The following is a 25752-nucleotide window of genomic DNA, read 5'->3' on the forward strand; positions in this document are numbered from 1 at the left end:
TCGTCACGCAGTGATCCCGTCCGTGATGAGTGCGGCCAGTTCCCGATACGCGCTGGCATCGTCCAACCCGGTAGCCCGATAGACCGCACGTTGCTGGATCCGAACCATTGTCGCTGCGGCCGCATCAGCGACAAATGACGCGTGTACCCGCCGGAATGCGCCCGAATCCACTCCCTCGACGATGAGCGCTCGCACACGATCCGCGGCGATCGACGTGTTCTTCTCGTAAACCTGACTCGCCGACACCGATTCAGCCAGGTCTTCCATGAATTGACGGGACGCCGCGGTCAGTTGATCACCGACTGCTTCGAGATACACCGCGACTCGACGAGTCGGTGCCGCTTCGGCAGCGACGGCACTCTCCACCGCATCGGTCGCCGCACGGAAGAAGTGCACCGTCACAGCCCGCACCAGATCCTCTTTGCCGGCCGCCACGGTGTACAAGGTGCTCTTGGAGCAGTGCAGACGAGCTGAGATCTCGTCGAGCGTGAGGTGGGCGAAACCCTCGCTCAAGAACAGTTCGACCAATTGATCGAACAACTCTGCCCTGCGCGCAGTCGTCTTGTGAACCAGCCTTGCCATACGCAAGACAGTACTGCAGTATCGTTCTCAGTACTACTACCTAGCTAGGAGCCGACCGTGCCCGTCGAACGCCTGATGCCCAGCCAAGAAGCTCGCGATCTCATCGAACTGACGCGTGATGTCGCGGACAAGGTACTCGCGCCCAAGGTCAACGAATACGAGAAGGCCGAGAAGTATCCCGAAGGCGTGTTCCCCGCACTCGGACAGGCAGGCCTGCTGAGCCTTCCGTATCCCGAGGAATTCGGTGGCGGCGATCAGCCGTACGAGGTGTACCTCCAAGTCCTCGAAGAGATCGCCTCGCGCTGGGCAGCGGTTGCAGTGGCGGTGAGCGTGCACAGCCTCTCTTGCTTCCCACTGTTCACCTTCGGCACCGACGAACAGAAGGCCCGCTGGCTGCCGGACATGCTGGGCGGCAACACCATCGGCGCATACAGCCTTTCCGAAGCGCAGGCCGGATCCGACGCCGCCGCATTGTCGTGCAAGGCGACGGCCACCGACGGTGGCTACCGCATCAACGGCTCGAAGGCCTGGATCACCAACGGCGGCAAGGCAGACTTCTACAACCTCTTCGCCCGCACCAGTGACGACGGCTCTCGCGGCATCTCCTGCCTCCTGGTGGACAAGGACACCGAAGGCCTCAGCTTCGGCAAGCCCGAGGAGAAGATGGGACTGCGCGCGGTCCCCACTGCATCCGCGAATTACGACGACGCCTTCGTCCCTGACGAGCGGTTGATCGGTCAGCGCGGCCAGGGATTGCCGATCGCCTTCAGCGCGCTCGACTCCGGCCGACTCGGAATCGCTGCTGTTGCCGTCGGAATCGCTCAGGGCGCACTCGACGACGCGGTCGCTTACGCGAAGGAGCGCAAGGCATTCGGCAAGCGGATCATCGATCACCAGGGACTCGGATTCGTGCTCGCGGACATGGCGGCCGCAGTTGACTCCGCTCGAGCCACTTACCTCGATGCAGCCCGCCGCCGCGACGCCGGAGTTCCGTATTCGCGCAACGCCAGCGTCGCCAAGCTCGTTGCCACCGACGCAGCAATGAAGGTCACCACCGACGCCGTTCAAGTATTCGGTGGGTATGGCTACACCCAGGACTTCCCCGTCGAGCGCTACATGCGCGAGGCCAAGATCACGCAGATCTTCGAGGGCACCAATCAGATTCAGCGTCTGGTCATCGCGCGCCAATTGGCGGGATAGTCGTCGACATGAAATGCCCTCCCACGCAGAGTGGGAGGGCATTTTCTATCAAGGCGGTCAGTCGCCGCAGCACCCGCCCGAAGACGGAATCTCGCGGGTTTCACGGGTAATCGCGTTGCGGGCAGCCAGTTCCGAGTAGTCGGGGTAGTCCACGCGAACCAACGAAAGTCCGTGCGCCGGCGCAACGAGGATCGAACTCGACCGCGACGTTTCGTCGAGCAAACCTGCCACCCAGTCGGCGGTGCGGCGTCCCTCACCGACCGAGAGGACTGCCCCGACAAGACTCCGGACCATCGACCAGCAGAACGCATCGGCATTCACGTACGCCGTGAACACCGTGCCCTCCTGCGCCCAGTCGAAGCGTTGCAGCTCCCGCACCGTCGTAGCGCCTTCTCGACGCTTGCAGAATGCCGCGAAGTTGTGCAGGCCCAGAAGCCGATTCGACGCTTCTTGCATCGCTGTGAGATCGAGTGGTTTGGGGTACGACACCGTATCGCGCGCGCGTAGGGGTTCCACTCCGAATGCCGCGTTGGTCACCCGGTACTCGTAGTAGCGTCGCATCGCCGAGAAGCGCGCATCGAAGTCACCCGGAACCACCGAGATCTGTTTGACCCGAACGTCCTTGGGCAGGAAGCGTGCAAGTCTGCGCACGAGTCGCGACGGATCGTCGGGGAGCAACTCGCTCGGGACGTCGACGTGCGCTACCTGCCCCGTGGCGTGAACGCCGGCGTCCGTGCGACCGGCAACAGTCAGCTGAACCGGTTGCCGTAGTACCGTTCCCAACTTGTCTTCGATCTCACCGCACACGGTGCGCAGATCGGTTTGACGGGCCCAGCCCGAGAAGTCGGTGCCGTCGTAGGAGATGTCCAGCCGCAATCGAACGAGCCCGCCGTCCCCGATGGGGGCGGCGGGCTCGTTCGATTCAGCGTGTGCCGAAACCAAGGGAGACTAGTCCTTCTTGGCCTCTTCGGCCTCGGGAGCGTCGGCCGCAGTTGCGGTCTCGTCCTCGATGGCCTCGACGACTGCGTCAGCGTTCTCGACCTCAGCCTCGGTCGCGTCGGCCTCTACGGCCTCGACGACGTTCTCTGCGGCGGGAGCTTCCTGCGAGGACTTGACGCGACGAGCGCGGTCAGCCTCGGAGGTGACGGTCTTTTCCTTGACGAGCTCGATGATTGCCATCGGAGCGTTGTCGCCCTTGCGGGGGATCGTCTTGATGATGCGGGTGTATCCACCGTTACGGTCCGCGTAGAACGGGCCGATCTCGGCGAACAGGGTGTGAACGACATCCTTGTTGCGGATGACCTTCAGCACCTCACGACGGTGAGCCAGCGTGCCGGCCTTTGCGTGCGTGACGAGCTTCTCGGCGTAGGGGCGCAGTGCCTTGGCCTTGGACTCGGTGGTGGTGATGCGACCGTGCTCGAAGAGCGCGGTAGCCAGATTGGCGAAAATCGCCTTCTGGTGGGAAGCCGACCCGCCGAAGCGGGCACCCTTCTTGGGCTTGGGCATGATGATCTCCTAGTAAAGGACCTGAGCTGCTACAGCTGTTCGGTCTCGGCGTAGTCCTCGGTACCTTCGGCATCGCCGAAGGAACCGGCATCAGTGTCACTCCACGTTCCGGTGGCGGCGTCGTAGCCGGCAACGGTGGTGGGATCGAAGGATGCGGGGCTGTCCTTGAGGGACAGGCCGAGCGAATGCAGCTTGACCTTGACCTCGTCGATGGACTTCTGTCCGAAGTTGCGGATGTCGAGCAGATCGGACTCGGTACGGCCGACAAGCTCACCGACGGTGTGAACACCTTCGCGCTTGAGGCAGTTGTAGGAGCGGACCGTGAGGTCCAGATCCTCGATGGGGAGTCCGAAGGAAGCGATGTGATCGGCCTCGGCGGGCGAGGGTCCGATCTCGATTCCTTCTGCTTCGACGTTCAGCTCACGGGCCAGGCCGAAGAGCTCAACCAGGGTCTTGCCCGCCGAAGCGAGCGCGTCCCGTGCGGTGATGGAGTTCTTCGTTTCCACGTCGAGAACGAGCCGATCGAAGTCGGTGCGCTGTTCGACGCGAGTGGCCTCCACCTTGTAGGTGACCTTGAGCACCGGCGAGTAGATCGAGTCGACCGGGATACGGCCGATCTCTGCGCCGGACGCCTTGTTCTGGACGGCGGGGACGTAGCCACGACCGCGCTCGACAACGAGCTCGATCTCCAGCTTTCCCTTGTCGTTCAGAGTGGCGATGTGCAGGTCAGGGTTGTTCACGGTGACGCCTGCCGGGGGCACGATGTCGCCTGCAGTAACAGCGCCGGGGCCCTGCTTGCGGACGTACATGGTGACCGGCTCGTCCTCTTCGGAGTTCACGACGAGGCCCTTGAGGTTCAGGATGATGTCGGTGACATCTTCCTTCACTCCCGGGACGGTGGTGAACTCGTGGAGAACGCCGTCGATACGGATGCTGGTGACAGCAGCGCCGGGGATCGACGAGAGCAGCGTGCGGCGCAGCGAATTGCCGAGCGTGTACCCGAAACCTGGCTCCAGGGGCTCGATGACGAACTTCGAGCGGTTATCAGCGATGACCTCTTCGGTCAGCGTGGGTCGCTGAGAAATGAGCATTGGTATTTCCTCCTGTACGGACGTCCACTATTTGACGCCCACGATGGGAAAGGGCCTGCGGCCCTGTGAGTGGTTGAGGAGTCCGGAGACTCCTCAACCACTCACGGGGTGCGAAGCGCCTTACTTCGAGTAGTACTCGACGATGAGCTGTTCCTGCAGAGCGATGTCGATCTGCGCGCGCTCGGGAAGCTGGTGAACCAGGATCCGCAGACGCGAGCCGACAACCTGCAGCCACCCGGGAACCGGGCGATCGCCGACGGTCTCACGCGCAACCTGGAACGGAAGCGTGGAGAGCGACTTCTCCTTGACATCGATGATGTCGTACTGCGAGACGCGGTAGCTCGGGATGTCGACCTTCTTGTTGTTCACGAGAAGGTGACCGTGCGTGACCAGCTGACGCGCCTGACGGCGCGTGCGAGCGAGGCCTGCGCGGTACACGACGTTGTCGAGACGCGACTCGAGGATGCGAAGCAGGTTCTCGCCGGTCTTGCCGGGGCGGTTGTTCGCCTCCTTGTAGTACAGGCGGAACTGCTTCTCCATGACGCCGTAGGTGAAGCGAGCCTTCTGCTTCTCCTGCAGCTGGAGCAGGTACTCGCTCTCCTTGATACGCGCGCGGCCGTGCTGTCCGGGCGGGTACGGGCGACGCTCGAATGCCTGGTCGCCTCCAACGAGGTCGACGCGCAGACGACGCGACTTGCGGGTGATGGGTCCGGTATAACGTGCCATTTTCTTCTACCTATCCTTCCCGCTATACCCGACGCCGCTTGGGCGGACGGCAGCCGTTGTGCGGCTGGGGGGTTACATCGGAAATGGTGCCGACCTCGAGGCCAGCAGCCTGGAGGGAACGGATTGCGGTCTCGCGACCGGATCCCGGTCCCTTGACGAAGACGTCAACCTTCTTGACACCGTGCTCCTGCGCCTTACGGGCAGCGCTCTCAGCAGCAAGCTGAGCGGCGAAGGGAGTCGACTTACGCGAACCCTTGAAGCCGACGTGTCCCGAAGACGCCCAGGAAATGACATTTCCGGCGGGGTCCGTGATGGACACGATGGTGTTGTTGAAGGTGCTCTTGATGTGAGCGGCGCCGTGCGGGATGTTCTTCTTATCCCTGCGACGCGTCTTCTGGGTCTTCTTCGGACCGGTGCTACGTGACTTCGGGGGCATTACTTCGCCTTCTTCTTGCCGGCAATGGTGCGCTTCGGACCCTTACGGGTACGGGCGTTGGTCTTGGTGCGCTGACCACGCACGGGCAGACCACGACGGTGGCGCAGGCCCTGGTAGCAGCCGATCTCGATCTTGCGACGGATGTCGGCCTGAACCTCGCGGCGAAGGTCACCCTCGACCTTGAGCGACTCCTCGATGTACTCGCGGAGCTTTGCCAGGTCCTCGTCCGAGAGGTCCTTGCTCCGGAGATCCGGGCTGACGCCGGTGGCGTCAAGGATCTCCTTGGAGCGGGTACGGCCGATGCCGTAGATGTATGTCAGTGCGATCTCCATACGCTTTTCGCGAGGAAGATCAACACCAGAGAGACGTGCCATGGTGGCATTTCCTTATCGGTGTGCGGAGGTCTGCTCCCAGCCCTTCCCCTGTGCCTCTTGCCGAGTACCGACGCCCGAAGGCGCAGATGATCTCATCAACTAACTCAGTGGGGCCCCGGCCTCCGTGCCGGGGGTGAACCATTGTCCGACCTTGGCGATCGGTGAACGATCGCGTGGGGTCTCGTCAACAATGGCTGGTACTGGGAGGTCTTCTTTGCTTGTTGCCAAGCAGATCTTCGAAAAGCTAGATCTAGCCCTGACGCTGCTTGTGACGCAGGTTCTCGCAGATCACCATGACTCGACCGTTACGGCGAATCACTTTGCACTTCTCGCAGATCTTCTTGACGCTCGGCTGAACCTTCACGTCTTCTGATCTCCTGTTTTGTCGCAGCCCGCCGCGATGAACCGCGGCAGACATACTTCTCCCTGACCCAGGTCAGGTCCGGGAAGTTCGTTACTTGTAGCGGTAAACGATGCGTCCGCGCGACAAATCGTAGGGCGAGAGCTCCACGACAACGCGATCTTCCGGGAGGATGCGAATGTAGTGCTGACGCATCTTTCCGCTGATGTGGGCGAGGACCTTGTGGCCATTCTCGAGCTCAATGCGGAACATCGCATTGGGCAGCGGCTCGACTACTCGTCCTTCGACCTCGATGGCCCCGTCTTTCTTAGCCATATCCTCCGCGATCCGTTTGGTTTGGCATGCTTCGTGCATCGGCTTCCGTTACATTGGCACGCAATGGAAAGATCGTCGGCACTTCGGGGGCCCGATCCCGGAGCGATCCGGGCGTAGGCACACGAACTATCGACGCGCATAGCGCACCGCCTAGCCATGTTACGCGATGTAAACGACCAGGCCAAATGCGCCTCCGGTCAGGGTCACGACGCACACCGCTCCCCCATCGAAAAAGTCCCAGCCTCGACATGAGGCTGGGACTTCTCGAACGTGAATCATGCTCGCTGCCAACACTTGTCAGCGACGGCGTCAACTACTCCGGCCGGAGTGTCAGAATCCGCGGACCGTCCTCGGTCACAGCGACAGTGTGTTCCCAGTGCGCCGCCCGGGACCCGTCGGTCGTCACAACGGTCCAGTCATCGTCGAGAATCACCGTGTCGGTGGTGCCGAGCGTGAGCATCGGCTCGATCGCGAGGCACGATCCGACAACCAGTTCAGGACCCTTACCCGGGGCACCTTCATTGGCGAGGAACGGATCCATGTGCATTTCCCGACCGATTCCGTGTCCACCGTATCCGTCGACGATGCCGTAGGAACGACCGTGCAACTTCTCGGCGGCATGAGTACCGACCTCGATCGCGTGCGAAACATCCGTCAGACGGTTACCGGCGATCATCGCCGCGATCCCGGCTTCCATCGAAAGCCGAGTGGCTTCGCTGAGTTCCTGATCGGCGACGCTGATCTCACCGACTCCGAACGTCCAGGCAGAGTCACCGTGCCAACCGTCGAGGATCGCGCCACAGTCGATGGAAACGAGGTCGCCTTCAGCCAGGATGTCCTGAGCTGAAGGGATCCCGTGAACGACGCGATCGTTGACCGAAGAGCAGATCGAACCGGTGAAGCCGTGGTACCCGAGGAACGAGGGCACGGCGCCGGCGTCACGAATGACCGATTCTGCGACCGCGTTCAATTCCAAAGTGCTGACACCGGGCTTTGCCGCAGCGCGCACCGCCACCAGGGCCGAACCCACGATCGCGCCGGCAGCAGCCATCGCGTCGAGTTCGCCCGCGGAGCGGAACGGAACAACCTTGCGTTTACGCCCGAAGACCATTACTTACCCAACGCTGCCAGTGCGCGTGCGTTGACCTCTTCGACCTCGCCGATCGCGTCGACGGAGACGATGCTGTCCTTGTAGTAATCGAACAGCGGTGACGTCTCGTCGCGGTAGACCCGGAGTCGGTTGCGAATGACGTCCTCGGTGTCGTCTGCACGACCGCGGGCGAGCATGCGCTCGACCACGATGTCCTCGTCGACAACAAAAGAGAGAACACCGTCGAGCTTGGTGTCGAGATCCTTCAAGATTCCCTCGAGTGCCTGAGCCTGTTCGACCGAGCGCGGAAATCCGTCGAGAAGGAAACCGTTTGCTGCGTCCGGTTCTGCGACGCGAGCCTTCACCATGTCGTTGGTGATCGAACTCGGTACGAGTTCGCCGGCGTCGATGTACTTCTTTGCTTCCACACCGAGAGCGGTGGCCTGACCGATGTTCGCGCGGAAGAGATCACCCGTGGAGATATGGGGAACGCCAAACTTCTCGGACAAGATAGCGGCCTGGGTGCCCTTGCCGGCACCGGGAGGACCAAGGAGGACAAGTCTCACTTGAGGAACCCTTCATAGTTACGCTGCATTAGCTGACTCTCGATCTGCTTCACGGTGTCCAGGCCGACGCTGACCATGATCAGCACCGCGGTGCCACCGAACGGCAGGTTCTGCGCGCCGCCGCCATTCCCGATGTCGAGGAACAGGTTGGGCAGAACAGCAATGGTGCCGAGGTAAATCGCACCCGGAAGGGTGATGCGACTCAGCACGTAGTTGAGGTAGTCCGCGGTCGGCTGACCTGGTCGGATACCGGGGATGAAGCCGCCGAACTTCTTCATCTCGTCGGCGCGCTCTTCGGGATTGAAGGTGATGGCGACGTAGAAGTACGTGAAGAAGACGATCAGGCCGAAGTAGATCGCGATGTACACCGGGTTGGCCGGGTTCACCAGGTAGGTGTTGATGAGGCGCTGCCACCAACTGGGGTCGACCGCTGTACTGGCCGAAGTCAGCTGTGCGATCAAGTTCGGGAGGTACAGCAGTGAAGACGCGAAGATCACCGGGATGACGCCGGCCTGGTTCACCTTCAGAGGCAGGTACGTCGAGGATCCGCCGTACATCTTGCGTCCGACCATCCGCTTTGCGTACTGAACCGGGATCCGGCGCTGACCCTGCTCGACGAAGACGACACCGGCGATGATCAACAGCGCTGCGAGGCAGACGAAGGCGAAGACCAGCGGACCGCGACTGTCGAGAATCGACTTGCCCTCGCTCGGGATACGCGATGCGATACCGGCGAAGATGAGGAGCGACATACCGTTGCCGACGCCGCGTTCGGTGATGACCTCGCCGAACCACATCACCATGGCAGCACCGGCAGTCATGACCAGCACGATGATGGCAAGACCGAAGATCGACTTGTCGGCGATGATGTCGTCACAGCCCTGGAGCAACTGTCCGCGTGCCGCAAGAGCGACGATGCCGGTCGACTGCAGGATTGCCAGAGCGATGGACAGGTAACGCGTGTACTGCGTCATCTTGGCCTGACCGGACTGGCCTTCTTTTCGAAGTTCCTCGAACTTCGGGATCACCACGGTCAGCAGCTGCACGATGATGCTTGCCGTGATGTACGGCATGATGCCGATCGCAAAGATCGACATCTGCAGCAGAGCGCCACCGGAGAACAGGTTGATCAGCGAGTAGATACCTGCTGAGTCACCGGAGTTGGCGATATCGATGCACTGACGCACGCGGCCGTAGTCGACACCTGGGGACGGAATGAGAGCGCCGACCCGATACAGAGCCACCAAGCCGAGGGTGAAGAGGATCTTCCGCCTCAGGTCTGGGGTCCTGAGGGCCGAGACGAAGGCGGAAAGCAAAGATCCTCCTGGCACGACGGTAGGGAGACAGATCGTTTGACCTGTCGAACTTTTGAACTCTAACAGTGAGCATTTGGGAACTAAGCGGGCAGACCACGAAAACCGGGTAAGCCGAAGATACATTTGCCACTCGGTGACCAGAATACTGGCCCATCCGAGGCATGCACGACCAATCTGTGACAAGACCTGGTAGACGCCGATGGCCGCAGCGCAGCAAACGCTGCGCTGCGGCCATCGGACTAGCTACGCGTGATTACTCACAGCTCGGTGGCGGAACCACCGGCAGCAGCAATCTTTTCCTTGGCGGAACCGGTGAACTTGTCGACGGTCACCTGAACGGCAACTGTCAGTTCGCCGTCGCCCAGAACCTTGACGAGCTGGTTCTTGCGGACTGCGCCCTTGGCAACGAGATCCTCGACCGTGATTGCTCCACCTTCGGGGAACAGACGGGCGATGTCGCCGACATTGACGACCTGGTACTCGGTGCGGAACGGGTTCGTGAAGCCCTTGAGCTTGGGCAGACGCATGTGAAGCGGCATCTGTCCACCCTCGAAGCCCACGCGCACGGTGTTACGTGCCTTGGTGCCCTTGGTACCGCGACCTGCGGTCTTACCACGCTTGCCGCCCTCACCGCGTCCAACACGAATCTTGTTGGACTTGGATCCCGGAGCGGGGCGCAGGTGGTGCAGTTTGATGGTCATGGTTAGACCTCCTCAACTGTTACGAGGTGGCGCACCACGTTGATCAGACCGCGGTTCTGTGCGTTGTCCTCACGAACAACGGTCTGACGGATGCCCTTGAGACCGAGCGTGCGCAGAGAATCCTTCTGGTTCTGCTTGGTCCCGATGATGCTCTTGATCTGAGTGACCTTGAGATCTGCCATTACTTCACACTCCCAGCAGCCTGTGCGCGAGCGCGAAGCATGCCGGCGGGTGCAACCTCTTCGAGGGTGAGGCCGCGGCGAGCCGCAACTTCCTCGGGACGCTGCAGACCCTTGAGCGCAGCAACGGTCGCATGCACGACGTTGATGGCGTTGTCGCTACCGAGCGACTTCGACAGGATGTCCGCGATACCAGCGCACTCCAGCACGGCGCGCACAGCGCCACCGGCGATAACACCGGTACCGGGGCTTGCCGGGCGAAGCATGACGATGCCGGCAGCAGCCTCACCCTGAACGGGGTGAGTGATGGTGTTGGCGATCATCGGGACGCGGAAGAAGCTCTTGCGAGCCTCCTCGACACCCTTCTGGATGGCCGCGGGAACTTCCTTGGCCTTTCCGTAGCCGACGCCGACCAGTCCGTTGCCGTCTCCGACGATCACCAGAGCGGTGAAGCTGAAGCGACGACCACCCTTGACGACCTTGGAAACGCGGTTGATCGTGACAACGCGCTCGATGAACTGTGACTTCTCCGCAGCGTTTCCGCCACGGCCACCGTCGCGACGGTCACGGCCGCCACCACGGTTGTCCCCACGAGCGTTGCTGTTGTCACCGCTGTTGGGGCCATTCTGTCCGGCGGGTCCGCTTCCGCCGTCACGCCTTTGACGTCCCGGCATCAGGCTGTCCTTCCGTTGAAAATGTTGGTCATCAGAACTTCAACCCGCCTTCGCGAGCCGCGTCTGCCAGGGCCGCGATGCGACCGTGGTAGCCGTGTCCGCCGTGGTCGAAGACAACTGCTTCCACGCCGGCAGCCTTGGCGCGCTCGGCGATCAGCTGACCGACCTTCGCGCTCGCAGCCTTCTTGTCGCCTTCTGCCACGCGCACGTCTGCTTCGATGGTCGACGCGGAGGCCAGGGTGTGGCCGGCCAGGTCGTCCACGAGCTGGACGTGGATGTGGCGCGAGGACCGGTTGACGACCAAGCGGGGACGCTCGGGCGTGCCGGAGACCTTCTTGCGGAGACGGAAGTGACGACGCGTCTTCGAGAGACGACGCTTGGTGGACGCATCCTTGCCCAGCGGAATCCGCTTGGCTTTCTGGTTTGCAGTCTGGCTCATATCACTTACCCGTCTTTCCGACCTTGCGGCGGATCTGCTCACCCTCGTAACGCACGCCCTTACCCTTGTACGGGTCCGGACGACGGAGACGACGGATGTTGGCCGAGATCTGCCCGACCTTCTGCTTGTCGATGCCGGACACCGAGAACCGGGTGGGCGACTCGACGACGAAGGTGATGCCTTCAGGAGCCTCGATCGGCACCGGGTGGCTGAAGCCGAGCGCGAACTCGAGGTCCTTGCCCTTCAGTGCCACACGGTAACCAACACCGTGGATCTCCATCTTCTTCGTGTAACCCTCGGTGACACCGGTGATGATGTTCGCAACCAGGGTCCGCGACAGACCGTGCAGCGCGCGGCTACGACGCTCGTCGTCGGGGCGCGTGACGCTCAGCGAGCCGTCCTCTGCCTTTTCGATTGCGATGGGCTCGGAGATGGTCAGCGCGAGGGTGCCCTTGGGACCCTTGACGGTGACATCCTGGCCGCTGATCGTGACGTCAACGCCCGCGGGGACGGTGACCGGAATCTTTCCAATACGCGACATTGTGGTGGCCTCCCTTACCAGACGTAGGCGAGGACTTCCCCGCCTACTCCTTGATTGGCCGCCTGGCGATCGGTGAGCAGACCGGACGACGTGGAGATGATGGCCACGCCGAGGCCTCCGAGGACCTTGGGCAGGTTGGTGGACTTCGCGTAAACCCGGAGACCGGGCTTGGAAACGCGACGCACGCCGGCGAGGCTACGCTCGCGGCTGGGACCGTACTTCAGATCGACGATGAGGGTCTTGCCGACCTCTGCGTCTTCGGTACGGAAATCGGAGATGTAGCCCTCGCGCTTGAGGATCTCGGCGATGTTCGCCTTGATCTTCGAGTGGGGAAGCTGCACCTCATCGTGGTACGCCGTGTTGGCGTTGCGCAGACGCGTCAAGAAGTCTGCGATGGGGTCAGTCATGGTCATAGGTCGACCTCGACACCTTTCTCGCTGTGGTTCCCATGCAACACCGGACGAATCCGATCGTGGGCCTCCAGCAATTCGGCTGGGCCGTCCGACTTGTGTCAGACGGCGTAAGTTACCGCACCGAGCTGAACGCATGCGTCAGCCACGGCAACCGCTCTAGTGTAGGGAACTTTGGCGCAAGTGTCCACCGGGATGCCACGTCGGCTCCCCCACCGCCACCCGAAGGTCGCTGATCGGGAAGGTATCGACGCACCCCGAAATCTGAACTGCTCGTTCGGCACCGAAGAACGACATCGACGAACGATGATCGCTTTCAACCAGAGTCGCAGCGGGACAGTTCTTTTCAGGATCGGCGCGATACACAACTCGATGGAAACCACGAATGGACGTGGGTTCCAAAGGAACCCACGTCCATTCACATGCGTGGTGTGACGAAGCCCGAGGGCCTCAGATCACCAAGAGCTCTTGCGAACTCCGGGAAGCTCGCCGGCGTGAGCCATCTCGCGAACGCAGATACGGCACAAGCCGAACTTGCGGAACACCGAGTGCGGGCGACCGCACCGCTGGCAGCGGGTGTAGGCGCGAACCGCGAACTTGGGCTTCTTGTTGGCCTTGTTGACCAATGCCTTCTTAGCCATGCGCTCAGTTCTCCTTGAACGGGAAGCCGAGGTGCTTGAGCAGTGCACGGCCTTCTTCGTTGTTGGTTGCGGTGGTCACGACGGTGATGTCCATACCGCGGGGGCGATCGATCTTGTCCACGTCGATCTCGTGGAACATCGACTGCTCGTTGAGGCCGAACGTGTAGTTGCCGTTGCCGTCGAACTGGTTGCCCGAGAGACCGCGGAAGTCGCGGATACGGGGCAGAGCGACAGACACGAGGCGGTCCAGGAACTCCCACATGCGGTCGCCACGGAGGGTGACGCGTGCGCCGATGGGCATACCTTCGCGGAGCTTGAACTGCGCGATGGACTTACGTGCCTTGCGGATCTCGGGCTTCTGGCCCGTGATCAGCGACAGGTCATGGACAGCGCCGTTGATCAGCTTGGCGTCACGGGCAGCGTCGCCGACGCCCATGTTGACGACAACCTTGACCACGCCGGGGATCTGCATGACGTTCGAGTAGTCGAACTCGCTGTTGAGCGCGTCCTTGATCTCAGCGCGGTAGCGTGCCTTGAGGCGCGGCTGGACCTTGTTTTCGGTGGAGGTCATGTCAGATGTCCTTCCCGTTCTTCCGGGAAATCCGAACGCGCTTGCCGGACTCTTCGTCGGTGCGGTAGCCCACGCGGGTGGGGTTTCCGTCCGAGTCGACGACTGCAACGTTGGAAACGTGGATCGGGGCTTCCTGCGTGACGATGCCGCCGGAGGATGCTCCGCGCTCGTTCGCGGAAACCGCGGTGTGCTTCTTGATTCGGTTCACGCCTTCGACGAGGACCTTGTCGGTCGCGGGGTAGGCCTGAATGACCTTGCCCTTCGCGCCCTTGTCCTTGCCGGCGATGACCAGAACGGTGTCACCCTTGTGCACCTTCATCACAGCACCTCCGGGGCAAGCGAAACGATCTTCATGAACTTCTTCTCGCGCAGCTCACGGCCGACGGGTCCGAAGATGCGGGTTCCACGGGGATCACTGTCAGCCTTGATGAGCACTGCAGCGTTCTCGTCGAACTTGATGTAGGAACCGTCCGGACGACGGCGCTCCTTGGTCGTGCGAACGATGACGGCCTTGACGACCTCACCCTTCTTGATGTTTCCACCGGGGATTGCGTCCTTGACGGTGGCGACGATGACGTCACCGATCCCGGCGTAGCGACGTGACGAACCGCCGAGAACGCGGATGCAAAGGATTTCCTTGGCACCCGTGTTATCAGCGACGCGAACTCGCGACTCCTGCTGAATCACTTGATCTCCCTAGACCTGGAATTTCGTGCGCAACGGATTACCGACCCGGTGCGCGCGGTCATTGTTGCCACCTGCGTCGTGTCTGAGCTGCAGTCCCACCGACTGACGTCGGGAGACGATCACTGCAAGCACCGTTCGAGCTGCGCACGTGAAGACACACCTCTGCCACAGGCAACCGTTCTATTGTAGGGAAGGGTTCACCGAATACCAAATCAGCCGTACTCGACGCAACTCGAACCCTTCGCCCGGAAAGCCCCGAAAGCCCCCGGAAAGCCCCCGGAAAGCCGAATGGCCCACTCCCCCAAGGGGAAGCGGGCCATTCGGTGATACTCGATCAGCTCGAGGATTCGATCAGGCTTACTTGGCCTTTTCGAGGACCTCGACCAGACGCCAGTGCTTCGTCGCGGACAGCGGACGGGTTTCCATCAGCTGAACGCGGTCGCCGACGCCGGCAACGCCGTTCTCGTCGTGCGCCTTCACCTTGGTCGTACGGCGGATGATCTTGCCGTAGAGCTTGTGCTTGACGCGGTCTTCGAGCTCGACCACGATCGTCTTTTCCATCTTGTCGGACACGACGTATCCGACACGGACCTTACGGCTCGCGCGCTCTTCTGTGCTCACTGCTTTTTCCTCACTCATGCCGCGTCACCTGCATCCGGACCCACAGCGAGTCCGAGCTCACGCTCACGCAGGACGGTGTAGATGCGCGCGATCTCGTGACGAACGGTGCGCAGTCGTCGGTTGTTGTCCATCTGGCCGGTAGCCATCTGGAAACGAAGGTTGAAAAGCTCTTCCTTCGACTCACGGAGCCGGGTGACCAGCTCGTCTTCACTGAGCTCGCGGAGCTCTGCTGCTGGGGTTCCAGTAGCCATCAGAACTGCTCCTCTCTGGTCACGATCCGGCACTTGCACGGGAGCTTGTGCATCGCGCGGCGCAGGGCCTCACGAGCAATCTCCTCGTTGGGGTATGTCATCTCGAACAGAACGCGTCCGGGCTTGACGTTGGCAATCCACCACTCGGGCGAACCCTTACCGGAACCCATTCGGGTTTCGGCCGGCTTCTTCGTGAGGGGGCGATCCGGGAAGATGTTGATCCAGATCTTGCCGCCACGCTTGATGTGCCGAGTCATGGCGATACGAGCGGACTCGATCTGCCGGTTGGTGATGTAGGCAGGCTCGAGAGCCTGGATGCCGTAGTCACCGAAGGTCACCTGGGTACCGCCCTTGGCGGCACCCGAACGGCTCGGGTGGTGCTGCTTGCGGTGCTTGACCCGCCGTGGGATCAACATGCGTCAGCCCTCCTGATTCTGTTCAGTTGCGGGAGCATCGGCGGTTGCGGTCGCTGCGCGGCCGGCCTCGGTGCTGGTCGCAGTGGTACCGGTGGCACCGGAACGACGCGGACGGCTCGGACGCTCACGACGCGGGCGATCCCCGGCCGGTGCGGCCGTGTTGGCGGCGAGCTCACGCTTGCCACCGACGATGTCGCCCTTGTAGATCCAGACCTTGACGCCGATGCGACCGAAGGTGGTCTTGGCCTCGTAGAGGCCGTAGTCGATGTCCGCACGAAGCGTGTGCAGCGGCACACGGCCTTCGCGGTAGAACTCCGACCGGGACATCTCGGCGCCGCCGAGACGACCGGAGCACTGAACGCGGATTCCCTTGACGTTGGGCTGACGCATGGCCGACTGGATGGCCTTGCGCATTGCACGACGGAAGGCAACGCGGTTCGAGAGCTGCTCGGCCACACCCTGTGCGACGAGCTGTGCTTCAGCTTCTGCGTTCTTGACCTCGAGGATGTTCAGCTGAACCTGCTTGCCGGTCAGCTTCTCGAGCTCGGAGCGGATGCGATCGGCTTCGGCGCCGCGGCGGCCGATGACGATGCCCGGACGTGCAGTGTGGATGTCCACGCGAACACGGTCACGGGTGCGCTCGATTTCGACCTTCGCGATTCCTGCGCGCTCCATGCCGGTGGCGAGGAGCTTACGGATCGCGACGTCTTCCTTGACGTACTCCGCGTACTGCTTGTCTGCGTACCAGCGAGACTTCCAGTCGGTGGTGATGCCGAGACGGAAGCCGTGCGGGTTGATTTTCTGGCCCACTACTGAGCACTTCCCTTCCGGCGATTACGGGTCGATGTTCCGGTCTTCGGCAGGCTCTCCACGATCACGGTGATGTGACTGGTGCGCTTGCGAATACGGAACGCACGTCCCTGTGCACGCGGCTGGAACCGCTTGAGGGTCGCGCCCTCGTCCACGAACGCCGTAGCAACGACAAGCGTGCTGGGGTCGAGGTCGAGGTTGTTCTCGGCGTTGGCTGCTGCGGAGGCGATCACCTTGGCGACCGGCTCGCTCGCTGCCTGCGGCGCGAACTTCAGGATGTTCAGGGCGTCTTCAACCGAGCGCCCGCGGACCAGGTCCACAACTCGACGTGCCTTCATCGGCGTAACGCGAACGTGCTTCGCTACAGCCTTGGCAGTCGGGTTGGCGGTTTCGGTGTTGCTCATCGCCTCTTCGCCTTCCGATCATCCTTGATGTGACCCTTGAACGTGCGGGTCGGTGCAAACTCTCCGAGCTTGTGTCCGACCATGGAGTCGGAAACGAACACGGGGACGTGCTTGCGGCCGTCGTGAACTGCAAACGTGTGGCCGATGAAGTCCGGGATGATTGTCGAACGACGGGACCAGGTCTTGATGACCTGCTTGGTTCCCTTTTCGTTCTGTACATCCACCTTCGCGAGGAGGTGGTCATCGACGAACGGGCCCTTCTTAAGGCTGCGTGGCATCCTTCACTCCCTCCTAGCGCTTGTTCTTGCCGGTGCGGCGGCGACGGACGATCATCTTGTCGCTTGCCTTGTTCTTGCGGGTACGGCCTTCAGGCTTACCCCACGGGCTGACCGGGTGGCGTCCACCTGAGGTCTTGCCCTCGCCGCCACCGTGCGGGTGGTCGACCGGGTTCATCACGACACCACGAACGGTCGGGCGCTTGCCCTTCCAACGCATACGGCCGGCCTTGCCCCAGTTGATGTTCGACTGCTCGGCGTTGCCGACCTCGCCGACGGATGCGCGGCAGCGCACGTCGACGCGACGGATTTCACCGGAAGGCATACGCAGCGTGGCGTAGCTGCCTTCCTTACCGAGGAGCTGGATGCTGGCGCCTGCGGAACGAGCCATCTTGGCTCCGCCGCCGGGACGCAGTTCCACACCGTGGATGGTGGTACCAGTCGGGATGTTGCGCAGCGGCAGGTTGTTGCCCGGCTTGATGTCGGCGCCTGCACCGGACTCGACCGGTGAACCCTGCACCAGGCCCTTGGGGGCGATGATGTAGCGCTTCTCACCGTCTGCGTAATGCAGGAGTGCGATGTTTGCTGTGCGGTTGGGGTCGTACTCGATGTGAGCGACCTTTGCCGGGATGCCGTCCTTGTCGTTGCGACGGAAATCGATCAGTCGGTATGCACGCTTGTGTCCGCCACCCTTGTGACGGGTGGTGATACGACCGTGTGCGTTACGTCCACCGCGACCGTGCAGCGGGCGAACCAGCGACTTCTCGGGGGTTGACCGAGTGATCTCGGCGAAGTCCGAGACGCTCGAGCCACGACGGCCCGGTGTTGTCGGCTTGTACTTACGGATTGCCATGAGTCTTCTCGTCCTCTATGTCTCGTCAAGTCCCGGCGCTTACGCGACCGGTCCTCCGAAGATCTCGATGGGCTTGCTGTCAGCGGACAGGGTCACGAGCGCGCGCTTGGTGTCCTTGCGCTTGCCGTAACCGAATCGGGTCCGCTTACGCTTGCCCTGACGGTTGGCGGTGTTGACGCTGGTCACCTTGACGCCGAAGACCTTCTCGACGGCAATCTTGATCTGCGTCTTGTTCGAGTCCGGGTGCACCAGGAAGGTGTAGGTGCCTTCCTCGATCAGTCCGTAGGACTTCTCGGAGATGACCGGAGCGAGCAGGATGTCGCGGGGGTCAGCGATGGTGCTCACTTGGCGTCCTCCTTGTTCTGAGCGCTCTCTGCGGGCCCGTGGATGAACGCGTTGAGTGCCTCGACGCTGAACACGACATCGTCTGCATTGAGCACGTCGTAGGTGTTGAGCTGGTCGGGTGCAATGGGATGCACGCCTTCCAGGTTCTGCACGCTCTTCCAAGCGGCTACATCCTGGCGACCCACGACGAGCAGCAGCTTCTTGCGATCCGAAATCTCGCCGAGGAACGCGATTGCACCCTTGGTCGAAGGCGTCTGCCCTGCAACCAGTTCGGTGATGACGTGGATGCGCTCGTTGCGTGCGCGGTCAGAGAGGGCTCCGCGAAGAGCGGCTGCCTTCATCTTCTTGGGGGTGCGCTGGCTGTAGTCACGCGGCTGCGGGCCGTGAACGGTTCCGCCGCCGACGAACTGCGGTGCGCGAGTCGAGCCCTGGCGTGCGCGGCCGGTGCCCTTCTGGCGGTACGGCTTCTTGCCACCGCCGCGGACGTCGCCGCGGGTCTTGGTGGAGTGGGTTCCCTGACGAGCAGCTGCGAGCTGCGCGACGACAACCTGATGGAGAAGCGCGATGTTGGCCGGAGCGTCGAAGATCTCAGCGGGGAGATCGACGGTGCCGTTGGTCTTGCCGCCGGCGACCTTGACGTCCAGGGTCAACTTGGTCTCGGTGCTGGTCATGCCCGTGCACCACCCTTCACTGCACTCTTGACGATCACGAGGCCGCCCTTGCGGCCGGGGATCGCACCCTTGATCAGCAGCAGGCCGTTCTCGGCATCCACCTTGTGGACCGAGAGGTTCTGCGTCGTGATGCGGTCGCTACCCATGCGTCCGGACATGCGCATGCCCTTGAACACGCGGCCGGGAGTTGCACAGCCACCGATGGAGCCCGGGCGGCGGTGAACAGCCTGGGTACCGTGCGACGCGCCCTGTCCCTTGAAGCCGTGACGCTTCATGGTTCCGGCGAAGCCCTTGCCCTTGCTGGTTCCGGTGACGTCGACGTATGCGCCGTCCTCGAAGACCTCGGCGGTGAGCTCCTGGCCGACCTCGTAGTCGGAGGTGTCCGCAACGCGGAGCTCCACTACGTGGCGACGCGGGGTCACACCAGCCTTGGTGAACTGGCCGGAAGTCGGCTTGTTCACCTTGCGCGGGTCGATGGCGCCGAACGCGAGCTGAACGGCGCTGTAGCCGTCACGCTCTTCGGTACGGATCTGGGTTACGACGTTCGGCCCAGCCTTCACGACGGTGACCGGGACAACCCGGTTGTTCTCGTCGAAGACCTGGGTCATGCCGAGCTTGGTGCCCAGGATTCCCTTGATCTTGGTATCAGTCATTGTTTTTGTCTCCGCCGTCACTGAATGTTCACGTCGACACTGGCCGGAAGGTCGATGCGCATGAGCGCGTCAACCGTCTTCGGCGTCGGGTCGAGAATGTCGATCAGCCGCTTGTGAGTACGCATCTCGAAGTGCTCGCGCGAGTCCTTGTACTTGTGCGGCGAGCGGATGACGCAATATACGTTCTTCTCGGTCGGCAACGGCACAGGTCCAACGACGCGGGCACCCGTACGGGTTACCGTCTCGACGATCTTGCGCGCTGACGCGTCGATCGCCTCGTGGTCGTAGGCCTTGAGCCTGATGCGGATCTTTTGTCCCGCCACGCTTAGTGTCCTTTTCTTGCCGCGTTTCGTAGCCCGCCTGGTCAGGCTCGAGCTACCTCGTCTGCACAGTCCTTGCCTGGACGATGACACGACGAACACTGAAGCGATCGGGACCAAGTCCGAAAGTTCGGAAGACCGTGTTAGCGGTAAACCGAGCATCGGATCAGATCAGGATCTGCTGCCGCTGTTCGTTTGTCATTGTTCTCCGGTACACGCGGTCGGGCGTGTCGCCTTCTCACTCATCCTGCGCCGGACAATCTTTCGATCATCTGGCGCGTGATGCGTACCGGACGTGTTCGATGTCGAACACAAAGTAGGTACTGCTTCCGTCCTGCATTACTTCTCGTCTTGCATGTCTTGCATGGTCACAGTCGTTGACCCGATTACCCTGACGGGATCTGCGATCGATCGTCTGTGACGTCTCACCCTTACCCGATCACGGCCGCAAACGACCGCGTCCCGGACAAGGCAACCCGACCAGTATGCCGTACCTGGCCCGATTCCTCAACTCCCCCGAACCAGCCTTTCCGAGTGAGCTGCGCGACAACAACCTTACTCAGAAGTAAGATAGTCCGATGACTACTTCCAGCCCCACCTATCGCGGATGGCAGAAATTGCCGGACAACGCCCTCGGACATGCAGTTTTCTCGGCGGCGATGTCCATTCGCGTGCCCTACTTCGCCTCCGTTCTCCCCCGGGTGACCAAGTTGGAACCGGGCCTGTGCGAGGTCCGCTCCCCCAAATGGTGGGGCGTCCACAACCATCTCGGCACTTTTCACGCGATCGCAGCATGCAATCTCGCGGAGGTCGCAATGGGCATGCTGAGCGAAGCGACGGTTCCGAACTCGCACCGCTGGATCCCCAAGTCCATGAAGGTCGACTACCTCGCCAAGGCCGAGACCGGCCTGCGGGCGGTCGCCCGACTCGAGACTTTGCCGGACTTCGCGGCGATCGAGAGTGGCACGGAACTTCTCGTTCCCATCTCGATCTTCGACCGGGGCGGCAAGGAAGTAGTCCACGCCGAAATCACCACCTGGGTCTCCCCCAAGTAGGCACTCACGAACCCGCCTGCATCGCAACCTGATTCGCCCGCCAAACAGGTTTCGCAGAATTAGCCACCACCGCAGGTTTCGGCGAATGACGATCGTGGAACACCTCCCCGAACGGCGATGGTCGGTCGGGGTGCCGGTGTCCGGAGGTGGGTTGCGTTCCGGGCACCACATTGTCGACCTCGCGTCACGCCGAGCACCGGGAGGCCTCGTGGAAGAGTTCTTGACCACAACGAGTTCCGAAGCAGGCACGCAGACCTCGTCGCATCCGGACGAGGCCGAGGGATTGGACAGCTTCCGGCGCGACCTCGACGCCATCGACGCTCTACTTCTCGAGACGGTGCGGCAGCGGCTGGAACTCTGCCTACGCATCGGCGAGTGGAAGCGCTCCCGCGAGGTTCCGATGATGCAACCCGGCCGCGTCCGCCTCGTGCAGGAGCGGGCGCGTGAATTCGCCCGTAGACACGACCTCTCCCCCGACTTCTTCAACGCCCTGTACGAGCTGATGATTGCCGAGACCTGTCGACTCGAAGACCTGGTGATCAACGCACCTGTTGAGGAGGAGGACACTGTTCGGGAATCCGTCGGACCGAGATCAGGATCATCGACATGAGTTCCCGCACCCTTCTGGTGGACAATTACGACTCGTTCACCTACAACCTGTTCACCCTGTTGACCGAGGTCAACGGGGTTGTGCCGACCGTGGTCCGCAACGACGCGGATTGGGATTCCATCGATCTCGCGTCATACGACAACGTGGTCATCTCCCCAGGTCCCGGCCGGCCGGATCGCGACCGTGATTTCGGAATCAGCCGCCGTTTCATCGAAGAAGCGCCTCTCCCACTTCTCGGTGTCTGTCTCGGCCACCAGGGCCTGTGCGAGTTGTTCGGCGCGGACGTGGTGGTTGCGCCCGTACCGATGCACGGCCGAATTTCGCTGATCGATCACGACGGCTCGGGCATCTTTGCCGGACTTCCGTCGCCGTTCCGAGCTGTTCGCTACCACTCGTTGACCGTCGAGAATCTGCCGAACGCCTTCGTTCGTACCGCGTGGACGTCCGACGGACTGCTCATGGGTGTCCGGCACCGGACCAAGCCGATGTGGGGCGTTCAGTTCCATCCGGAGTCCATCAGTACCGAGTTCGGCATAGATTTGCTCGCGAACTTCCGCGATCTGTCCGTCGGACGCACTCTGGACTCGGTGATCCGACCCGAACCGACTTCGCAAACACCCGACCTGCGGCCGGCGATCAACTACGACGTCGACGACGTGACTCTCGATTTTGCAGTGGACCCGTCGGCTGCCTATGCAGCACTGTTCGCCGACGGTCCGAACGCGTTCTGGCTGGACCGCGCGGCAACCGCAGAGCCGAGTGCGCGCTTTTCGATTCTCGGCGATTCGTCGGGGCCGCTGGCCGAGTTCATCACGTACGACGTGCAAGCCGAGGTACTGACTGTCAGCCGAAAAGGCTTGTCCGACGAGCACATTCGAGTCCCGTTCTTCGATTACTTGGACGCACAGCTCGCGACGCGCTTCGTGCCCTCACATCCGGAACTCGACTTCAACCTCGGCTACGTGGGCTACCTCGGCTACGAACTGAAAGCACAGACCGGAGGAAGGGCAGTCCATCCGGCACCCACTCCTGATGCCGCTCTGGTGTTTGCCGACCGCGCCGTCGTCATCGATCACACCGCGGGCCGCACTCACGTTTTGAGGTTGCGCGAGAAAGTCCGGGACGCCGGCTATGACGATTGGCTCGAATCGACCGTCGACACCTTGGCGCGGATCGGCGCGGACCTTCCGGAACGCACCCCGGTTCCGCTGATCAGTGACACCGTCTGGACGCAGGCTCGCCTGCGGCATGATCGCGATCAGTACCTGTCGTTGATCGGAACGGCCCTCTCGGAGATCCGGGCAGGTGAGTCCTACGAGGTGTGTCTGACCAACATGGCGAGCGTCGACGAGACGATCGATGCACAGCAGGCGTTCGAGTATCTGCGCTCGATCAATCCGACGCCGTACAGCGCACTTCTCGACTTCACCGGCATCTCGGTCGTCTCGGCCTCGCCTGAGCGGTTCCTTCGTGTCGACTCGGACGGCAACGTCGAGTCCAAGCCGATCAAAGGGACCCGTCCGCGCGGCGTCACCCGAGCGCGTGATGCTGCGCTACGGCAGGACCTGCTCGACAGCGAGAAGGACCGCGCCGAGAACCTGATGATCGTGGACCTCACTCGCAACGACCTCGCCAAGGTCTGCGTTCCGGGAAGTGTCCACGTTCCGAGGCTGTTCGCGATCGAGTCGTACTCGTCCGTTCACCAAATGGTGTCGACGGTGCGTGGACAACTGAGCCCGGGGTCGTCGGCGGTGGACTGTGTCCGCGCCGCGTTCCCCGGCGGATCGATGACCGGCGCCCCGAAGGTACGGACGATGGAGATCATCGACCGTCTCGAATCCGGCCCTCGTGGGGTCTACTCGGGATCGATCGGGTACTTCGCGCTCGGTGGCGCCGCGGACCTCTCGATCGTGATCCGGTCGCTGGTCTGTACCGAGAGCGGCGTGACCTTCGGAATCGGCGGTGCCATCACAGCGTTGTCCGACCCGGAAGAAGAATTCGACGAGACCACGGTCAAGGCGTCCACGCTGCTCCGTGCGCTCGATGCGGTTTCCTCGCGGGTCCTCGAGTACGGCGGGTAGATCCAGCCATGACGGCGGCATCAGGCACCGCGACGGTTGTCGGCGGCCTGGGTGCCGTCGGATCCATGTTCGTCGAACTGCTTCGCGCCGGGGGGTCGACGGTCACCGTCGTCGACCCAGCAGGCAGCGATCCTGACGGAGATGTAGTCGTCGGAGACATCACGAAACCCAGTGACCGGGTCCTCGCACACGTGGAGTCCTCGAGCGTCATCGTGCTCGCGGTTCCCGAACAGGTCGCTCTAGCCGCACTACCGAGCCTTCGAACATCCGGCGCTCTCGTTGTGGACACGCTGTCGGTCAAATCGCGGATGGACGCAGCAATCGCCGACGCCGGCCGAGAAGGGGAGTTCCTCGGACTCAACCCGATGTTCCGTCCGTCGCTCGGACCGCGCGGTCGGGCCGTCATCGCAGTGCCGTACGTCGGCGGTCCGCAGTCCGACAGATTCCTCGACATCGTGCGCTCGTGGGGAGCGTCGGTCGCGGTGATGGACGCCGATCGTCACGACCGGTTGGCTGCGGCCACCCAGGTTCTGACACACGCGTCGGTGCTGGCTTTCGGCGTTGCCCTGGCCGAACTCGGAGTTTCCGCGGACGATCTCCTCGCGGTAGCCCCTCCCCCACATCGGACCTTGCTCGCGCTCCTGGCGCGGATAGCCGGCGGCGAACCGGAGGTGTACTGGGACGTACAAGCGGGCAATCCGCATGCAGGTGCGACACGAAAAGCACTGTTTGATGCCACCTCACAGGTGGACACGGCGGCCGAGACGCTCGGCGACTTCACGACGCTGATGAAAACCGCCGAGGCAGCGCTCGACGATCACTCCGGCGAATTGAACGCGGAGTGCCAGAGCTTGTTCGATCGCATTGCCGAAGGGCACAGAGAGTAGGGAACGATGAGACCTGGAGTGAGTCCGCCCAGCCTCCCGGAGTACGACGCCTCGGATCCGGTCGAGAGTGCAATCGTCAGTCGGCTTGCGAGCAATTGGGCGCGCCGGGCAACCGTGAAGAAGGCGGAGCCGGAACTGGACGATCTCTTCGATTCGTCGTTGTCCGACTACCCCGAAGCACTTCTCCCGTTCGCGGAGCATCCGGCCTACCTGGCATTGAGTCCCGAGCAGAAGCAACGCCTGCAAGCCTGGGCATGGATCGCGTTCAACAAGAACGTCATGGACATCGAGAAGTACGTCGTCAATCCCGGCTTCGACGTTCTCGCCGAAGACCGACTCGGCGTCGGACTCGGAGATTGGGCTGCAGTGGCCGTCAATCAGGCGATGGTCGACGAGCAATATCACACGCTCATGCACTTCAATGCCAGTTCAGCGACCCGTCGAGGCAGGGGCTGGGCGCTTCCGTCGAAGGCACTGCCAGACGTCCTGACGGTCCGCACGCGGGCGCAAGCCCTCGACGCAGCCGAGGGGCCTCGCAAGATCGCCCTGACACAGTTGGCGTTCATGACCGTCGCCGAGGTGTCGATCACCGCATACCTCGACCTGATCTCGGATGACCCGGGCGTGCAGTCGATCAACCGCGCGACGATCCGGTTGCACGCTCGCGACGAGTACTGCCATGCCTCGATTGCCGGGGAACTAGCCGTGTTGGTCTGGGATTCCCTGGATCGTGGAGATCGCAGCTATTTATTGGAAGGTTTCGAGGACGCGATGCGTGCGTTCAGCGGGACCGACTTCGGCGCGTGGCGAGCAATCATGGAAATTGAAGCCATACCTGGAGGACGGAAGATGCTCGATGATGTCGCATTGGAACCGCGCAACGAACTGTTCGTGCAGGACTACAGTGGAATAACGTCCCTGGTCCAAAAGCTACAAGTTGCACCGGAAGTAACAATCGCAGCGGAAAAATATTCCGCCAGTTAATCCCGTGCAATAAAAGAAATAGTTCGCAACGAACCCGAACCAGTAATTGTCCGCAATTATCGGGCACTCCCGATTATTCAGCTAAACACGAGCATTCTCGAATAAATACC

Annotated in this window: 39 protein-coding genes; 6 read left to right on the plus strand and 33 right to left on the minus strand. The window is 62.1% G+C overall.

Going from position 1 to position 25752, the window contains the following annotated elements; translation table 11 throughout:
- Window positions 1-3: 3 nt before the first annotated feature.
- A complete protein-coding gene (locus CPI83_RS19750; RefSeq protein WP_021343562.1) occupies window positions 4-582 on the minus strand; it encodes a TetR/AcrR family transcriptional regulator in 579 nt (192 codons plus the stop codon).
- A 57-nt stretch (window positions 583-639) separates the two neighbouring features.
- Between CPI83_RS19750 and CPI83_RS19755 the strand changes: the two genes are divergently transcribed.
- Window positions 640-1782: an acyl-CoA dehydrogenase family protein gene (locus CPI83_RS19755; protein WP_020906899.1), complete on the plus strand. Its 1143-nt coding sequence runs from the start codon at window positions 640-642 to the stop codon at window positions 1780-1782.
- 57 nt (window positions 1783-1839) lie between these two features.
- On the opposite strand, the gene truA is transcribed toward CPI83_RS19755, so the two are convergent.
- From truA to rpsJ, 32 genes are all read right to left on the minus strand, one after another.
- Entirely contained in the window at window positions 1840-2724 is an 885-nt protein-coding gene (gene truA, locus CPI83_RS19760) for a tRNA pseudouridine(38-40) synthase TruA (RefSeq protein ID WP_020969044.1), read from the minus strand.
- Between the two features lie 6 nt (window positions 2725-2730).
- Window positions 2731-3288 carry a 50S ribosomal protein L17 gene (rplQ, locus tag CPI83_RS19765; protein WP_020906897.1) on the minus strand — a complete coding sequence of 186 codons (558 nt, stop codon included), beginning with the start codon at window positions 3286-3288 and terminating at the stop codon, window positions 2731-2733.
- A 29-nt stretch (window positions 3289-3317) separates the two neighbouring features.
- Complete coding sequence (locus CPI83_RS19770) at window positions 3318-4379, minus strand: DNA-directed RNA polymerase subunit alpha (protein WP_003941016.1); 1062 nt, start codon at window positions 4377-4379, stop codon at window positions 3318-3320.
- 120 nt (window positions 4380-4499) lie between these two features.
- Complete coding sequence (rpsD, locus tag CPI83_RS19775) at window positions 4500-5105, minus strand: 30S ribosomal protein S4 (protein WP_003940769.1); 606 nt, start codon at window positions 5103-5105, stop codon at window positions 4500-4502.
- 22 nt (window positions 5106-5127) lie between these two features.
- Window positions 5128-5541, minus strand: coding sequence for a 30S ribosomal protein S11 (rpsK, locus tag CPI83_RS19780; RefSeq protein ID WP_003940683.1), 414 nt, complete (start codon window positions 5539-5541; stop codon window positions 5128-5130).
- Window positions 5541-5915, minus strand: coding sequence for a 30S ribosomal protein S13 (gene rpsM, locus CPI83_RS19785; protein WP_003940834.1), 375 nt, complete (start codon window positions 5913-5915; stop codon window positions 5541-5543). Before rpsM ends, rpsK begins: the two co-directional genes overlap by 1 nt.
- A gap of 250 nt (window positions 5916-6165) precedes the next feature.
- Window positions 6166-6279, minus strand: coding sequence for a 50S ribosomal protein L36 (gene rpmJ / locus CPI83_RS19790; protein ID WP_003938068.1), 114 nt, complete (start codon window positions 6277-6279; stop codon window positions 6166-6168).
- 90 nt (window positions 6280-6369) lie between these two features.
- Window positions 6370-6591, minus strand: a complete 222-nt coding sequence (gene infA, locus CPI83_RS19795) for a translation initiation factor IF-1 (protein WP_003418601.1) — start codon at window positions 6589-6591, stop codon at window positions 6370-6372.
- 313 nt (window positions 6592-6904) lie between these two features.
- Window positions 6905-7702, minus strand: a complete 798-nt coding sequence (map, locus tag CPI83_RS19800) for a type I methionyl aminopeptidase (RefSeq protein WP_003940806.1) — start codon at window positions 7700-7702, stop codon at window positions 6905-6907.
- Window positions 7702-8247, minus strand: coding sequence for an adenylate kinase (locus CPI83_RS19805; protein WP_003940868.1), 546 nt, complete (start codon window positions 8245-8247; stop codon window positions 7702-7704). The genes map and CPI83_RS19805 overlap by 1 nt, the downstream gene beginning before the upstream one ends.
- Window positions 8244-9563: a preprotein translocase subunit SecY gene (gene secY / locus CPI83_RS19810; protein ID WP_020906895.1), complete on the minus strand. Its 1320-nt coding sequence runs from the start codon at window positions 9561-9563 to the stop codon at window positions 8244-8246. Before secY ends, CPI83_RS19805 begins: the two co-directional genes overlap by 4 nt.
- A gap of 257 nt (window positions 9564-9820) precedes the next feature.
- On the minus strand, window positions 9821-10264 hold the full coding sequence (gene rplO, locus CPI83_RS19815; protein ID WP_019747555.1) for a 50S ribosomal protein L15: 444 nt from the start codon (window positions 10262-10264) through the stop codon (window positions 9821-9823).
- A gap of 2 nt (window positions 10265-10266) precedes the next feature.
- The gene (rpmD, locus tag CPI83_RS19820; protein ID WP_003940751.1) at window positions 10267-10446 is read right to left on the minus strand and encodes a 50S ribosomal protein L30; all 180 of its coding nucleotides are present in this window, start codon (window positions 10444-10446) and stop codon (window positions 10267-10269) included.
- Window positions 10446-11117: a 30S ribosomal protein S5 gene (gene rpsE, locus CPI83_RS19825; RefSeq protein ID WP_003940718.1), complete on the minus strand. Its 672-nt coding sequence runs from the start codon at window positions 11115-11117 to the stop codon at window positions 10446-10448. The genes rpmD and rpsE overlap by 1 nt, the downstream gene beginning before the upstream one ends.
- A 31-nt stretch (window positions 11118-11148) precedes the next feature.
- A complete protein-coding gene (gene rplR / locus CPI83_RS19830) occupies window positions 11149-11556 on the minus strand; it encodes a 50S ribosomal protein L18 (protein WP_003940996.1) in 408 nt (135 codons plus the stop codon).
- 1 nt (window position 11557) lies between these two features.
- On the minus strand, window positions 11558-12097 hold the full coding sequence (rplF, locus tag CPI83_RS19835) for a 50S ribosomal protein L6 (RefSeq protein WP_003940970.1): 540 nt from the start codon (window positions 12095-12097) through the stop codon (window positions 11558-11560).
- A gap of 14 nt (window positions 12098-12111) precedes the next feature.
- Window positions 12112-12510: a 30S ribosomal protein S8 gene (gene rpsH / locus CPI83_RS19840; RefSeq protein ID WP_092763849.1), complete on the minus strand. Its 399-nt coding sequence runs from the start codon at window positions 12508-12510 to the stop codon at window positions 12112-12114.
- 452 nt (window positions 12511-12962) lie between these two features.
- A complete protein-coding gene (locus CPI83_RS19850; RefSeq protein WP_003940698.1) occupies window positions 12963-13148 on the minus strand; it encodes a type Z 30S ribosomal protein S14 in 186 nt (61 codons plus the stop codon).
- Window positions 13149-13152: 4 nt separating this feature from the next.
- The gene (gene rplE, locus CPI83_RS19855) at window positions 13153-13719 is read right to left on the minus strand and encodes a 50S ribosomal protein L5 (protein ID WP_003940924.1); all 567 of its coding nucleotides are present in this window, start codon (window positions 13717-13719) and stop codon (window positions 13153-13155) included.
- 1 nt (window position 13720) lies between these two features.
- Window positions 13721-14038 (minus strand): 50S ribosomal protein L24, encoded by a 318-nt coding sequence (gene rplX, locus CPI83_RS19860; protein WP_003941019.1) that lies wholly within the window; start codon window positions 14036-14038, stop codon window positions 13721-13723.
- Window positions 14038-14406: a 50S ribosomal protein L14 gene (gene rplN, locus CPI83_RS19865; protein WP_003940951.1), complete on the minus strand. Its 369-nt coding sequence runs from the start codon at window positions 14404-14406 to the stop codon at window positions 14038-14040. Before rplN ends, rplX begins: the two co-directional genes overlap by 1 nt.
- 357 nt (window positions 14407-14763) lie before the next feature.
- Window positions 14764-15045, minus strand: coding sequence for a 30S ribosomal protein S17 (gene rpsQ, locus CPI83_RS19870; RefSeq protein ID WP_003941020.1), 282 nt, complete (start codon window positions 15043-15045; stop codon window positions 14764-14766).
- Window positions 15042-15278, minus strand: coding sequence for a 50S ribosomal protein L29 (gene rpmC, locus CPI83_RS19875; protein WP_003940734.1), 237 nt, complete (start codon window positions 15276-15278; stop codon window positions 15042-15044). Before rpmC ends, rpsQ begins: the two co-directional genes overlap by 4 nt.
- Entirely contained in the window at window positions 15278-15694 is a 417-nt protein-coding gene (gene rplP, locus CPI83_RS19880; protein WP_003940899.1) for a 50S ribosomal protein L16, read from the minus strand. Before rplP ends, rpmC begins: the two co-directional genes overlap by 1 nt.
- A 3-nt stretch (window positions 15695-15697) precedes the next feature.
- Window positions 15698-16504, minus strand: coding sequence for a 30S ribosomal protein S3 (gene rpsC / locus CPI83_RS19885; protein WP_003941003.1), 807 nt, complete (start codon window positions 16502-16504; stop codon window positions 15698-15700).
- A complete protein-coding gene (gene rplV, locus CPI83_RS19890) occupies window positions 16504-16908 on the minus strand; it encodes a 50S ribosomal protein L22 (protein WP_003940717.1) in 405 nt (134 codons plus the stop codon). The genes rpsC and rplV overlap by 1 nt, the downstream gene beginning before the upstream one ends.
- Window positions 16905-17186, minus strand: coding sequence for a 30S ribosomal protein S19 (rpsS, locus tag CPI83_RS19895; RefSeq protein WP_003940820.1), 282 nt, complete (start codon window positions 17184-17186; stop codon window positions 16905-16907). The genes rplV and rpsS overlap by 4 nt, the downstream gene beginning before the upstream one ends.
- Before the next feature lie 13 nt (window positions 17187-17199).
- The gene (gene rplB, locus CPI83_RS19900) at window positions 17200-18036 is read right to left on the minus strand and encodes a 50S ribosomal protein L2 (RefSeq protein ID WP_003940895.1); all 837 of its coding nucleotides are present in this window, start codon (window positions 18034-18036) and stop codon (window positions 17200-17202) included.
- Between the two features lie 39 nt (window positions 18037-18075).
- The gene (gene rplW / locus CPI83_RS19905) at window positions 18076-18381 is read right to left on the minus strand and encodes a 50S ribosomal protein L23 (RefSeq protein WP_003940990.1); all 306 of its coding nucleotides are present in this window, start codon (window positions 18379-18381) and stop codon (window positions 18076-18078) included.
- Window positions 18378-19052, minus strand: a complete 675-nt coding sequence (gene rplD / locus CPI83_RS19910; protein ID WP_003940723.1) for a 50S ribosomal protein L4 — start codon at window positions 19050-19052, stop codon at window positions 18378-18380. Before rplD ends, rplW begins: the two co-directional genes overlap by 4 nt.
- Window positions 19049-19705, minus strand: a complete 657-nt coding sequence (gene rplC, locus CPI83_RS19915) for a 50S ribosomal protein L3 (protein ID WP_003940826.1) — start codon at window positions 19703-19705, stop codon at window positions 19049-19051. The genes rplD and rplC overlap by 4 nt, the downstream gene beginning before the upstream one ends.
- A 17-nt stretch (window positions 19706-19722) precedes the next feature.
- Window positions 19723-20028, minus strand: a complete 306-nt coding sequence (rpsJ, locus tag CPI83_RS19920) for a 30S ribosomal protein S10 (RefSeq protein WP_003938093.1) — start codon at window positions 20026-20028, stop codon at window positions 19723-19725.
- A gap of 575 nt (window positions 20029-20603) precedes the next feature.
- Here rpsJ and CPI83_RS19925 point away from each other — a divergent pair.
- From CPI83_RS19925 to CPI83_RS19945, 5 genes are all read left to right on the plus strand, one after another.
- Complete coding sequence (locus CPI83_RS19925) at window positions 20604-21080, plus strand: hotdog fold domain-containing protein (RefSeq protein ID WP_003940943.1); 477 nt, start codon at window positions 20604-20606, stop codon at window positions 21078-21080.
- A gap of 85 nt (window positions 21081-21165) precedes the next feature.
- Complete coding sequence (locus CPI83_RS19930) at window positions 21166-21690, plus strand: chorismate mutase family protein (protein WP_097387610.1); 525 nt, start codon at window positions 21166-21168, stop codon at window positions 21688-21690.
- A complete protein-coding gene (pabB, locus tag CPI83_RS19935; RefSeq protein WP_097387611.1) occupies window positions 21687-23771 on the plus strand; it encodes an aminodeoxychorismate synthase component I in 2085 nt (694 codons plus the stop codon). Before CPI83_RS19930 ends, pabB begins: the two co-directional genes overlap by 4 nt.
- A gap of 8 nt (window positions 23772-23779) precedes the next feature.
- Entirely contained in the window at window positions 23780-24658 is an 879-nt protein-coding gene (locus CPI83_RS19940) for a prephenate dehydrogenase dimerization domain-containing protein (RefSeq protein ID WP_097387612.1), read from the plus strand.
- Window positions 24659-24664: 6 nt separating this feature from the next.
- Window positions 24665-25642: a diiron oxygenase gene (locus tag CPI83_RS19945; RefSeq protein WP_097387613.1), complete on the plus strand. Its 978-nt coding sequence runs from the start codon at window positions 24665-24667 to the stop codon at window positions 25640-25642.
- Window positions 25643-25752 lie beyond the last annotated feature (110 nt).

Source organism: Rhodococcus sp. H-CA8f (genome assembly GCF_002501585.1).
Lineage (GTDB): Bacteria > Actinomycetota > Actinomycetes > Mycobacteriales > Mycobacteriaceae > Rhodococcus_F > Rhodococcus_F erythropolis.